Origin of the sequence: Hyphomicrobium sp. (assembly GCF_036780825.1) — a bacterium.
Classification (GTDB): Bacteria; Pseudomonadota; Alphaproteobacteria; order Rhizobiales; family Hyphomicrobiaceae; genus Hyphomicrobium_C.
Map to the genome: position 1 here is coordinate 1 of NZ_DAIQCD010000055.1, position 10,734 is coordinate 10,734.

Below are 10,734 nucleotides of genomic sequence, written 5' to 3' on the forward strand. Positions count from 1 at the left end.
TTTTTAGGAAGCTCCCATCCGAGACGGAAAATTTGAATCATTGTTTCGCCAAATTCGCCGAAAATTTGAGGCAAATTTTATCGGTCCCAGGCAGGTTAACACGATCTTAACGGCTGCCTCGTGATACTTCCGGAATGACCGCACGGGGCGACCGGCTGGGCAGCTGTCGCTCTGCCATGGCCGCTTGGGCCGCATCGCGGCGGAGGGTTCAGTATCGCGCAACTAAGCCAGCCTGGAAGCCGGCGAGGCTAAGCGCCAATTTTTACGAGAGTAGACAGTTCGGAAATGTCGCCGTCTGCCGTGAGATTTGCGTTCCTGACGTTCGTGCTGCTCACGGGTGCGATGATGACCAATGTGTTCGTCTTCCAGCCGCCGGCCCGCCAGTTCGCCGCACTGACGCCCGCGCCGAGCCACAATCCAGCCCGTGAAGCCAGCGGATGGAGCGCACGCCATGCAGCCAGCCCCGACGCAGCCAATCCGGACCGCGCATCAGGTACTGCCCCAACGGCCACCGTGCCGCCGCTCGAAACCGGTGCCGTGAGGCCGCTCCCCGAAACCGCCGATCGTTCGGACCTCGTGCGTGCCGTCCAGCGTGAGCTCAAGGCGAAGGGCTACGAGACCGGCGCGGTCGACGGTGTGGCCGGGCTGGTCACGCGCGGCGCCATCATGGCCTACGAAACCGACCAGGATCTACCGCTCACGGCCGAGCCCCGCCAAGCACTCCTCCAGCATCTCGTTCTGGGCTCGGCCGACATTGCGCCGAATGCCGGTGGTGAGAGCGCCAAGCCAGGCCCCGAGGCAGAGGCGGTCGTCCGTGCCGTGCAGCGCGCCTTTCGCCAGCTGGGCTATCTGACGACGCTTCCGGACGGCCGCTTGAACGCCGCCACGATCCGTGCGATCCGGAAATTCGAGGCAGACCGCAAGCTCAAGCAGACTGGCCGCATTTCGGGCGAGTTGCTGGCGCGGCTCGCGAGCCTCGCCGGCGATGCGCTCCAGGCGAGCGGATCGTAGCGGCCACCGCAAGCCGATGAGATTGGCGGGACAGCCGCCACTGCGGTGCACGCGCCCCGGAGGCGCTTTTTTAACGCTGGAATGAGAGATGGTGCGGCTCAAATCTGAGATCTGGGTCAAGGCGTACATGCGCCGCTCTTCCAGCGATGGCCGCCAGGCCTACGTCGTGCGCCACGGCGACGATGACGCCGGTGCGATCTACATCCGGATCAACCGCCTCGATGGCACCTCCATGCTCTTCGGTCCGGCTCCGGCGAGCCTTCTGGAAGGCGAGGCCGATCGGCGCTGGACGCCCTATTTCAAGGGCGGCCCGCGGCCCGACGACGAGGTGGACGGGCTGCTCGAGCGGGAGGCGCGCACCGATCCGGATCTCTGGATCGTCGAGGTCGAGGCCCGGGATGGCGTCCACGGGCTCGAAGGCTGGCTGTCCGACATCTGAGGCGGCCCGGCAACTCTCGCCACCCGGCACAAAGCCGATGTTCATCCGTTAATCTTTTGTTAACCGACGCAGCAGCGAGATCAGGAGATCCGCGCCATGCGGACGCCCGTGTCGAAGATGGGCGCCATCGAGAGAGGGATGCACGGCTCAGGAGCACGAAAACGATGGCCAGCATTCTCGAGTTCAGGCAGCCGGCATGCGCGGCGCGCCGTACGAGTGGGCAGCATCCGGTGCTGGGGCCAGCTGATATCGTCCTCTTTCCGGGTGTCCGTTACGAGCGCTGGAGTGAGACCTCAGCCGAGCCCGCCAAGCCGGGCCGCCGGACGGGCCGTTACGATCGGCTCGATCTCGGCGACGATCGCTGAAGACAGCACGCCGATGCGCATCGGGCTTTCCGTAGCGAGAGAATTTGCAGTGAGCGCAAGCGAACGGAAAATGCTCTAAGCCTGCTCGCATCTCGGCCGATCAGGCTTTAAGACGCCCCGTGCGCGCCTCACCCGCCTGGAGTTCGATTCTGACATGCTAGACCACCGCGCGGTTTCGCGCTCCAAGGCCGAGCGCCGCGATTGGATTGGGCTCGCGGTGCTGGCGCTGCCGTGCGTCCTCTATTCGATGGACCTCACGGTGCTGCACCTCGCCGTGCCGCAGATCGCAGCCGATCTCAAGCCCGGCTCGGCGGCGCTGCTCTGGATCGTCGATATCTACGGCTTCATGATCGCCGGCGCACTCATCACCATGGGGACGCTCGGCGATCGCGTCGGCCGCCGACGGTTGTTGCTGATTGGCGCCGCCGCGTTTGGCGCCACGTCGCTGCTCGCGGCCTTCTCGGTTTCGGCTGAAATGCTGATTGCGGCGCGCGCCCTGCAAGGCCTAGCGGCGGCAACGCTCGCGCCCTCGACGCTATCCCTCATTCGCAACATGTTCCGCGACGACCGGGAGCGCGCATTCGCCATTGGGGTGTGGGTGGCGTGCTTCTCGGTCGGAGCCGCGATCGGCCCTGTTGTCGGCGGTGCGATCCTCGCCCATGCGTGGTGGGGCGCCGTGTTCCTCATCAATGTGCCGATCATGCTTGTTCTCTTGGCCTTGGGACCCGTGCTGCTGCCCGAGTTCCGCGATCCCGACGCCGGGCGCCTCGACATCGTGGGAGCCGCACAGTCCGTCGTCGCGGTGCTGGCCATCATCTACGGCATGAAGCGGATTGCGGAGGCGGGATGGGCGCCGCTGCCCCTGTTCGCCATCGGGATGGGGTTCCTGACGGGTGTCTACTTCTTCCGCCGCCAGAGCGCGCTCGCTGATCCCTTGATCGATGTCGGCCTGTTCCGCGTGCGCGCCTTCACCGCGGCGCTCGCGACCAATATCGCGGGATTGTTCGTCATCTTCGGCACCTTCCTGTTCATCGCGCAATATCTGCAACTCGTGCTCGGCATGGATCCGCTCACGGCCGGGCTATGGACCGCCCCCTCGGGCGTCGTCTTCGCGGCGGGCTCCATGGCGGCACCATTCCTCGTCCGTCGTTTCTCCCCGCATGTCGTGGTCGCCGCGGGCCTCGGGATATCCGCGCTCGGCTTCGCTCTGCTCACACAGCTCAGCACAGTCGACGGGCCCTGGCTGATGTTCACCGGAATGATGATCCTCTGCATCGGCACGGCACCGGTCGGCGCCATCACGACTGATATCGTTATGGCCGCAGCGCCGCCCGAGCGGGCGGGCGCCGCTTCGGGAATTTCCGAGACCAGCTTCGAGTTCGGAGGCGCGTTCGGCATCGCCGCGCTGGGCAGCGTCGTGACGGCGGTCTATCGCGGAACGATGGCGGCGGAACCGCTGCCGGACATTCCGGCACGTGCCCTCGAGGCGGCTCAGGATACCCTCGGCGCGGCAGCAGAAGTCGCCGCGCAAATGGGCGGAGCGCAAGGAGAGCACTTGCTGCGCACCGCACGCCAAGCATTCGTCCACGCGTTCGAGGTCGCCTCGGTGATCTCAGCGCTGGGTGTCGTCGCAGCGGCGCTGCTCGCGGTCGCTTTTCTGCCCCGCGCCCGATGAAGGCCAAGCGGCTGCCGGAAGGTGCATGACGCGCGCGCGGAGGGAAGCCTGCCGGAGGGCTTTTGGAACGGAATGGGATAAAAGGCGTTGCGCGGTGGCGTCTAAGCGATGAGCAGGCGACGCGCGCCAAAGGGAGAACACGGACATGCGGCTAGGATTGATGACCACCACAGGCGCTGGCATCGCAGCCATCATGCTCATGGGTGCGGCTGCGCAGGCGGATTCCTACTGGGAGCTCGAGCACGCCCGAGCCAACGCCCGGGCTGGCGGCCCAGTGAGCGAGCGCGATGCGGAGCTTCTGGAGCGGTATGGGTGCCTCAGCGGAACGAAGAGCGCGTTCTGCGAGCGGCTGAGCCAGCGCGACCGGGCACGCGACCGGAGCGAGCGCCAGCGCATGCGGCGCTAAAAACATGCGTACGAGATTTCCGGTCACTACGGCGTGATGAAAAAGTCGAGATAAAAAGAGGCCTTCCGCAATTCGAAAGGAAACGCGGAAAGCCTCTGTGTCTTGATACGTGCATCGCTACTTCACATCGAGCAGCTCGACATCGAAAATGAGCGTCGCGTTCGGCGGGATCACGCCGCCCGCCCCCCTGGCGCCATAGCCGAGGTTGGCCGGGATGATCAACGTGCGCTTACCGCCGACCTTCATCGTCGCGACGCCCTCGTCCCATCCGGCGATCACCTGTCCGGTGCCGATGGAAAACTCGAACGGCGCACCGCGGTCGACCGAGCTATCGAACTTCGCGCCCTTCTTTCCGTCTTCGTAGAGCCAGCCTGTGTAATGCATCACGCATGTCTGGCCCTTGCTGGGCGTGGCCCCGGTTCCGACCACCGTATCGATGATCTTGAGGCCCGAGGCGGTGGTCTCTTCTCCGGCCGCAGCGGCGGGCGCCGTCACGGCGAAGGCCGCAGCCATGAGTAGCGCCGCAAGCGTCAAGGCGCGTTTCCAGACTGCGTGTAGTGGAATGGACATGGACCGGATCACGGTGCGTCGCTCCTGTTCTGGCGGGATGGCACGGTTCAGTGACTGAGCATGTTTCGACGCGAGCGGTCCTCGTTGGGGAACGAAAGAGCGCTCGCATCTCGATCGATCAGGCTCTACTGGGCGCCCGCCTTAGCTTCCATTTCCTTGATATAGTTGTCGATGTCCTCCTCGGTCACCTCCTTGTGCTCGACGAGGGCCTTGAGGCAATCCTTCGAAAGCTCGGTCGCGTTCTTGCGCATGCAGATACGCAGCTCGTCGCTGCCGACCTCGAGGTTTTCGCAATGCTTGTGATAGTCGTCGCGGCAGGCGTTCTTGACCGCCTCGTTGACCTCGGCGATGGCGGCGGTCGCGGCAAGGCCGGCGGTGAGCGAGACGATCATGAGCAGTCGTTTCATTTAGTGATCCCTGTTGGAAGAGTGCCTCTGAGCGAGACGCGAATCTTTAGCACAGCCGGGGGGCATTGGTGAGGCGGCAGCGGCGGCGCCAGTTGTGTCGCGGCCGGGTTTCGGAGAGGGGCAGAGCCAGGCTTGCGCTCTCCATCCCCTCGGATTAGGAACAGCCGCGGGGGCGCGACAACGGAGCATCGGCACATGGCGGACACGACGGACAACAGCGAGATCAACGAGCTCAAGCGGGAGGTCGCGGAGCTTTCCGGGCTAGCCCTGGCCACGGGTGTGATCCTTACCCAGCTTCTCCAGACGATGCTCAAGCGCGAGCTGAACCCGCAGAACGCGGCGACCACGATCATCACCAACGCACAGCAGGCCATCGAAGCGTTTACGGCCGAGACCACGGCCGAGCGTGACCCTGCTATGAAGGAGCGGGCCCTCGAGGCTGTGAAGCAGTACGAGACGCAGATCCGCTCGGTGCTGCCGACTTGAGGCCTTGCAGCGGCCGCGCGAACTCCGACGGCTAAACGTCGGCGGCGTGGGGAATCGCCCGCCGGAAGCTCATTCTGACGTAAGAGCCAGGCTATGGTGGGCGGCGTCCTTCGGAGCGCCGACCCGCCTCGATGCGCACCTAAGCTCGCATTGAGCGCCGACCTTCTCTTCCACGCCAGATTTAGAGCCGTTCCGCGTTTCTACTTAAACCGGAACGGCACCAGCCGGAGCGGATGCGCTCAGCAGCCGTGGCGCACCATGCAGCGGCGGAAGCGTGGACCCCAGCCCCACCGGATGCGGCATTCCCGGCTCCAGCGGCGGCAACGGCTCCGGAACTGGGCAGGTTCGGCGATCGTACTCTGCGACGAAGCCGTAACCTGGGGCAGCGCCGAGGCGGGTGCCGCTGATGATGAAGATGCGCCGGCGCAAATGAGTGCTCCGGCCGCGACGGCCGCAAGGATCGATATGCGCATTTTGGTCTCCTGAGAACGCAGAACCGGTCCGTGAACGGCGTCAGGGGGGCGATGGTTCCGGCGCGGCAAGCCTGTATTCCGTAGTCGTCATGAGGCTTGCGTCCGCAGCGATTTCGTCAATGAGCGGGATGAGACCGAGCCAGCGCTGGTCAAGCTCATCGATGATTTCGCGGCAGGCATCCGTCTCAGGCCGGTCGAGCGTATCCCGTCGGAATTGGCGGAACGGCGGCTGACGCTCCAGCTCGAACAACTCTTCCGCGCGTGCGAGCAGCCCCCGCCAGCGGTCCACGGATGGCGAGAGGCTCGTGAGACGGGCGAGCGGCACACGTGGAAAGACGAGGCGCGTAACGGGGCTTGGCGAGCAATTGACGATCACGGCGCCGCGCTTGAGGCCCCAGCAGAACAGACGCGCCGACTTTGCCTCCAGGCTCCGCAGCGAGATGTGTTCGCGCAGCGGGTCAGGGCGCCCGGTGCCGTAAAAATGCGTCTTCCCGGACCCGTTGTAGACCATGTCGCAGCCATAATAGCCGACGACCGTGGGCTGAAGATTTTCGCAGGCCCAATAGCCGGCGACGAACGCCATGGTCGCGCCACCGAGAAGCTCTCCCCCGGCCGTTGCCATGGCGGGATTGTATTCGCCGCCGCTGACCTGCGTCGCGAACCACGACCGTGGTGGCCGATGCGTTTCCGGGAAGTCGGCCGCATAGATCGCATACCGGATGTCAGGCCGGATCCGCCACGCGTTGTTGATTGCGACGGTTTTGAGACCGGACAAGTCTGCGTCGGCAAGATTCAGAGATAAAGGCGCGCTCCCGAAGATGAGAACCCGTCTATCTGTATCATTATTGTGAAGTACTGAGTTATCGTCAGATGGGAAGGTATGTTTGTATCTTTCAAGGTCTAGCATAAGGCTTCATATCAACCGGAGTACGGCGTGGCAAGTGCGCATGAATGCCTAGAAAAGCAGACGTATGTCTCGGCAGTTATTGGATGATTTGATGAATATTTGCATGGAGATCTAGGGCCGCGAATGCTTGGGGCGCGTGTTGGTCTTGAAGCGTTCGGGGTGTGGCAAGCGAACTGCGAGATTTGTGGCGCTGCTGCCACGGCAAGCAAGTTCGTGAGCAAGCTGACGCTCCGCAGTCTGTACAGGGCAGGGTTAACGACGCATCCTGGAGTTGTTCTGCCGATGAGTACTGCGGAGTGGGCGTATGGAGTGCAGTTCGCAGGAGATCCTCTGCCACGTCCTCACGTGGGCGACAGAGAACGAGCTCGCAGCGCGAAAGCTGAACGATCTGCTGGTCCGGATGGGCCACGATGCCTCTGGCGGACTGGGCGCCGCCGCAGCGTTTTTAAAGGATTACGGGCAGCTGCTCGTCGGTTTGCTTGGTTTCTCGTTTGGTTTCTACCGGTGGTGGCTCTACCGGGAACGCATTCTCCATAAACGCCTCGACGAGTACATCAGCGCGCGCGATGCGCGGCTGCGAGATGTACGCGGCCAGGCGCTCGAAGCCGTCCAGCGGCCTGCGCCCGGGCAGAGCCTTCGGTCGCCGACGTTCATCGACCGCGAGTTGGCGGCCGTTCTGCGCGAGAACCGGTGGGACAGCACGGCCCTGACGCTGACCGTCCATAGCAGTGCCGAGTGGCAGCTCGGCAAGGCCATCGAAAACATTAAGCGCAAACTGCAGACGGCGGAGCGGGAGGCGGTCTCCTTGCGCCAGGAGCTTTGCACGGCCTACAGCCTGCGCGGCGTGGTGGCGTCCGCGCGGAGTGGCGACCGCTGGCATTCGGTGGCCCTCATCCATTTCCGCAATGCGTTGAGCCTTCCCGGACACGACACGGACATCGAGCTCCGAGAGCTTGAAGCGCACCAGCTTCGCAAGCTGAAGCTTTTCCGGGAGGCCAGGAGAGGCTATGCGCGCGTGATCGATCTCTCCGTGTCCATGAGCGAGGGTCGGCGTCGCGACATCATCAGGGCACGCGCGACGCGCTATATCGCCGAGATGGAGAGCACGAGCGTTCCCAGGAATGCGCTTCAGATGATGACTGCGGAGCTTGCCGGAAGCGCATACGCCCCCGGTGCGATCGCACTGTTTGAGAAATCTCATCCCTTGAGCGCGTGGGAGCTCGTCGAAAAAGGCGACATGCACTACTTCGCGGCGTCCTTGGCCAACAGGTTGCGTTTCGCCATTGTCGAGAGAGGCCAGCTTGGAGCTGCGGCGACCGCCTATCAAAACGCCTTGCTGTCGTTGCGGAGGGAGCGCTGGAAACTCGGCCGGTCCACGAGCCGCTTGCGCAAGGTCATCAAAGACGGCCGCAAGCGCGTTCTGGACGCTCAGTTCAACGAGCAATACGATACGGTGTGGCTCCCGCCGCTACAGCAGGCTGAGCAGAAAGCCGCCGACGTAAGCGCCGCCGGCAGCAAGGAAGCCGTTCCCGAAACTGCGTAGCGTTGCGGCGCGTGTCGCCTGCGTCAGTCCGAGCTCCTGCCCTCGGCGGTGGAGTGCAAAGTGCTCCGCGTACGACGCCGATGCGAGGGCGATTGCACACGCGGCGATGGCCCAAAGGCCCACATGCGCATAGCCGGCAACAGAGGCCGCGAAAATCGCAATGAAGCCCAGCATGACCGCTTTCCCACGCCGCGACGCGCACCCATGACGCAGCACGGCATTGCTGCCTGATTCGGGGCTGAAAATCCGGACAGGCTGCGAATTGGCTGGGGATTGCGGGTTGTGAAGTCCTCTCCGCGAGGCGGCTGCCGAGCGACAGCCTGCACCGAGCGAAAGAGGATGCGACGCTTTTCAGGCAGCGCCGGGGGCTTGCCAACTGCACACATCCAGCGGCGGGGCGCTGAAGCTTACGCCTTCCGCACGAACTCGGACTTCAAGCTCATGGCGCCGATGCCGTCGATCTTGCAATCGATGTCGTGGTCGCTGTCGACCAGGCGGATGTTCTTCACCTTGGTTCCGATTTTGACGACCTTGGACGAGCCCTTCAGCTTCAGGTCCTTGATCACGGTGACCGTATCGCCGTCCTGCAGGATGTTTCCGGCGGAGTCGCGGAACACCTTGACGTCGGCGTCGTCGGAGGCGGGGGCCGACTGCGCGTTCCATTCATGGGCGCATTCCGGGCAGACGTAGAGGCTGCCGTCCTCGTAGGTAAACGTGGAATTGCATTCGGGGCAGGGTGGCAGCGTCATGGTATTTTGGTCCGTATTGCTTTGAATTTCCGGCCTTATCGGCCGGGTGCTGTATAGCACACGGATTCCGCACTCAGGCTACTCCGCCGCCTGCTTCCTGCCTTCCGAAGCAGTGCACGTCAGTAAGTTTGGGCTCTGTCCGGTCTATTGAAACCGTTAAAGCAAGATTGTACCGGCGGGGGCAGGCGCCCACGTGTGCTGAGCGATACATTTTGGACGGTAAGCTATTCTGCAGCGTTTATAGGCTTTAGCTCATAGACACGTGCAAGCTTAGTGGCTGCCCGCAGGTCTCCGCGGCGCAATGCAAGGCGTACTTGGTCGAGCTTTTCGATGTCTTCTAGATTATAATATGGTGACCACTCGCAATCCGTTTCGATTTGAGTGACGTCGACCTCGGCGGCGAATCGCCCCTCGTGCACCAATTCGACCGTCGGACTCTTCCTCATCTTTTGCGTGTCCTTAAGTCAGGATCCCAGTCAGCTGGATCAGGCCTGTACGCCGTAACCAGGATGGCGGGTTCCCGCGTGCCTTTTTCAAGGCCCCACACCGCATGAACCGGCAAACCGAAGCTATCATACAATAACACAAGGACTGCCGGGCCGGCATGGTAGTCGGGATAGTCTTCGATAGGTAAACCGGACGGTGTTCCGCTGATGACCTCAGTCAGCAAAATGCCTCTTGCTGCACAACGGGCAAGAGCATGCGCGGAGCCGAAAACCTTCTTCTGGGCAATTAGCTCGCAGACCGTGGAGAATGTCGTTTGCGGCATCAGGTGTCCTCGGGCAGACGACACTTACTCCGAAAACGTCTGACGCTCCCAGCAACAGCTTTCGATGGAGCAGTCTTGCGTTCACCCACGCAAAAATCAATTGCCCGCTGTTTTGCATCAATGACCTAAAAGTTGGACGTTAGTTGGCTGGAAACCACGGGGTCGGGGTCAGTCAGCCCATCCGACTGCAAGTGCTGAGGATACGGTCGCCCTTACTCCGCCGCCTGCTTCTTGCCGTTCCGCTCCTTCACGCTCTTATTCTGCGCGCCTTTGGCGCGACGGGCGAGCAGGTCCTTCAGATACCGCCCCGTGTAGCTCTCCTTCACGGCCGCCACGTCCTCGGGCGTGCCTTGCGCCACGATGCGGCCGCCGCCGTCGCCGCCTTCTGGGCCAAGGTCGATAATCCAGTCCGCGGTCTTGATCACCTCTAGATTGTGCTCGATGACGACCACCGTGTTGCCCGCATCCGCCAACTCGTGCAGCACCTCAAGGAGCTTCGCCACATCGTGGAAATGCAGGCCCGTCGTGGGCTCGTCGAGAATGTAGAGCGTGCGTCCTGTCGCGCGGCGGGAGAGCTCCTTCGAGAGCTTGATGCGCTGCGCTTCGCCGCCTGAGAGCGTCGTCGCCTGCTGGCCGATGCGGATATAGCCGAGGCCGACGCGCGCCAGCGTCTCGAGCTTGTCGCGGATCGGCGGCACGGCCTGGAAGAACGCGGCGCCTTCCTCCACCGTCATGTCGAGCACGTCGGCGATGGACTTGTCGCGGAAGGTCACCTCCAGCGTCTCGCGGTTGTAGCGCTTGCCCTTGCAGACGTCGCAGGTGACGTAGACGTCCGGCAGGAAGTGCATCTCGATCTTGATGACGCCGTCGCCCTGGCAGGCCTCGCAGCGCCCGCCCTTGACGTTGAACGAGAAGCGGCCCGGCCCATAGCCGC

General features: G+C 63.3%; 13 protein-coding genes. 7 read left to right on the top strand and 6 right to left on the bottom strand.

All coding sequences use genetic code 11. The features are described from left to right. The first annotated feature begins 285 nt into the window (after nt 1–285). The 5 genes from V7P99_RS14230 to V7P99_RS14250 all read left to right on the top strand — a co-directional run bounded on the left by V7P99_RS14230 (nt 286) and on the right by V7P99_RS14250 (nt 3,896). Nucleotides 286–1,011, top strand: a complete 726-nt coding sequence (locus tag V7P99_RS14230; RefSeq protein ID WP_333795492.1) for a peptidoglycan-binding domain-containing protein — start codon at nt 286–288, stop codon at nt 1,009–1,011. 88 nt (nt 1,012–1,099) lie between these two features. Beyond that, entirely contained in the window at nt 1,100–1,450 is a 351-nt protein-coding gene (locus tag V7P99_RS14235) for a DUF1491 family protein (RefSeq protein ID WP_333795493.1), read from the top strand. Nucleotides 1,451–1,614: 164 nt separating this feature from the next. Further along, nucleotides 1,615–1,815 carry a hypothetical protein gene (locus V7P99_RS14240; RefSeq protein WP_333795494.1) on the top strand — a complete coding sequence of 67 codons (201 nt, stop codon included), beginning with the start codon at nt 1,615–1,617 and terminating at the stop codon, nt 1,813–1,815. A 154-nt stretch (nt 1,816–1,969) separates the two neighbouring features. Continuing rightward, nucleotides 1,970–3,490: an MFS transporter gene (locus tag V7P99_RS14245; protein WP_333795495.1), complete on the top strand. Its 1,521-nt coding sequence runs from the start codon at nt 1,970–1,972 to the stop codon at nt 3,488–3,490. Between the two features lie 145 nt (nt 3,491–3,635). Next, on the top strand, nt 3,636–3,896 hold the full coding sequence (locus V7P99_RS14250; protein WP_333795496.1) for a peptidase M48: 261 nt from the start codon (nt 3,636–3,638) through the stop codon (nt 3,894–3,896). A 117-nt stretch (nt 3,897–4,013) separates the two neighbouring features. Here the strand turns inward: V7P99_RS14250 and V7P99_RS14255 are convergent, their stop codons facing one another. Then, nucleotides 4,014–4,409: an FKBP-type peptidyl-prolyl cis-trans isomerase gene (locus tag V7P99_RS14255; protein WP_333795503.1), complete on the bottom strand. Its 396-nt coding sequence runs from the start codon at nt 4,407–4,409 to the stop codon at nt 4,014–4,016. Between the two features lie 182 nt (nt 4,410–4,591). After that, the gene (locus tag V7P99_RS14260; RefSeq protein ID WP_333795497.1) at nt 4,592–4,873 is read right to left on the bottom strand and encodes a hypothetical protein; all 282 of its coding nucleotides are present in this window, start codon (nt 4,871–4,873) and stop codon (nt 4,592–4,594) included. Between the two features lie 195 nt (nt 4,874–5,068). On the opposite strand from V7P99_RS14260, the gene V7P99_RS14265 reads away from it, so the two are divergent. Further along, nucleotides 5,069–5,359, top strand: a complete 291-nt coding sequence (locus V7P99_RS14265; RefSeq protein ID WP_333795498.1) for a hypothetical protein — start codon at nt 5,069–5,071, stop codon at nt 5,357–5,359. A gap of 513 nt (nt 5,360–5,872) precedes the next feature. Here V7P99_RS14265 and V7P99_RS14270 read toward each other — a convergent pair. Further along, nucleotides 5,873–6,607 carry a hypothetical protein gene (locus V7P99_RS14270; protein ID WP_333795499.1) on the bottom strand — a complete coding sequence of 245 codons (735 nt, stop codon included), beginning with the start codon at nt 6,605–6,607 and terminating at the stop codon, nt 5,873–5,875. A 436-nt stretch (nt 6,608–7,043) separates the two neighbouring features. On the opposite strand from V7P99_RS14270, the gene V7P99_RS14275 reads away from it, so the two are divergent. Beyond that, nucleotides 7,044–8,282 (top strand): hypothetical protein, encoded by a 1,239-nt coding sequence (locus tag V7P99_RS14275; protein ID WP_333795500.1) that lies wholly within the window; start codon nt 7,044–7,046, stop codon nt 8,280–8,282. A gap of 407 nt (nt 8,283–8,689) precedes the next feature. Here the strand turns inward: V7P99_RS14275 and V7P99_RS14280 are convergent, their stop codons facing one another. The 3 genes from V7P99_RS14280 to V7P99_RS14290 all read right to left on the bottom strand — a co-directional run. Next, a complete protein-coding gene (locus tag V7P99_RS14280; RefSeq protein ID WP_333795501.1) occupies nt 8,690–9,031 on the bottom strand; it encodes a zinc ribbon domain-containing protein YjdM in 342 nt (113 codons plus the stop codon). Between the two features lie 442 nt (nt 9,032–9,473). Then, nucleotides 9,474–9,800 carry a DUF4258 domain-containing protein gene (locus tag V7P99_RS14285; RefSeq protein WP_333795502.1) on the bottom strand — a complete coding sequence of 109 codons (327 nt, stop codon included), beginning with the start codon at nt 9,798–9,800 and terminating at the stop codon, nt 9,474–9,476. A gap of 212 nt (nt 9,801–10,012) precedes the next feature. Continuing rightward, the coding region (locus V7P99_RS14290; RefSeq protein ID WP_442909912.1) for an ATP-binding cassette domain-containing protein at nt 10,013–10,734 on the bottom strand (722 nt) is incomplete at its 5' end.

Bases quoted from the DNA above. Each gene is read 5' to 3' on its own strand.
- V7P99_RS14230 (WP_333795492.1), top strand. From the start codon at position 286: ATGTCGCCGTCTGCCGTGAGATTTGCGTTCCTGACGTTCGTGCTGCTC.
- V7P99_RS14265 (WP_333795498.1), top strand. From the start codon at position 5,069: ATGGCGGACACGACGGACAACAGCGAGATCAACGAGCTCAAGCGGGAG.
- V7P99_RS14250 (WP_333795496.1), top strand. From the start codon at position 3,636: ATGCGGCTAGGATTGATGACCACCACAGGCGCTGGCATCGCAGCCATC.
- V7P99_RS14260 (WP_333795497.1), bottom strand. From the start codon at position 4,873: ATGAAACGACTGCTCATGATCGTCTCGCTCACCGCCGGCCTTGCCGCG.
- V7P99_RS14245 (WP_333795495.1), top strand. From the start codon at position 1,970: ATGCTAGACCACCGCGCGGTTTCGCGCTCCAAGGCCGAGCGCCGCGAT.
- V7P99_RS14285 (WP_333795502.1), bottom strand. From the start codon at position 9,800: ATGCCGCAAACGACATTCTCCACGGTCTGCGAGCTAATTGCCCAGAAG.
- V7P99_RS14255 (WP_333795503.1), bottom strand. From the start codon at position 4,409: ATGGCTGCGGCCTTCGCCGTGACGGCGCCCGCCGCTGCGGCCGGAGAA.
- V7P99_RS14275 (WP_333795500.1), top strand. From the start codon at position 7,044: ATGGAGTGCAGTTCGCAGGAGATCCTCTGCCACGTCCTCACGTGGGCG.
- V7P99_RS14235 (WP_333795493.1), top strand. From the start codon at position 1,100: ATGGTGCGGCTCAAATCTGAGATCTGGGTCAAGGCGTACATGCGCCGC.
- V7P99_RS14240 (WP_333795494.1), top strand. From the start codon at position 1,615: ATGGCCAGCATTCTCGAGTTCAGGCAGCCGGCATGCGCGGCGCGCCGT.
- V7P99_RS14280 (WP_333795501.1), bottom strand. From the start codon at position 9,031: ATGACGCTGCCACCCTGCCCCGAATGCAATTCCACGTTTACCTACGAG.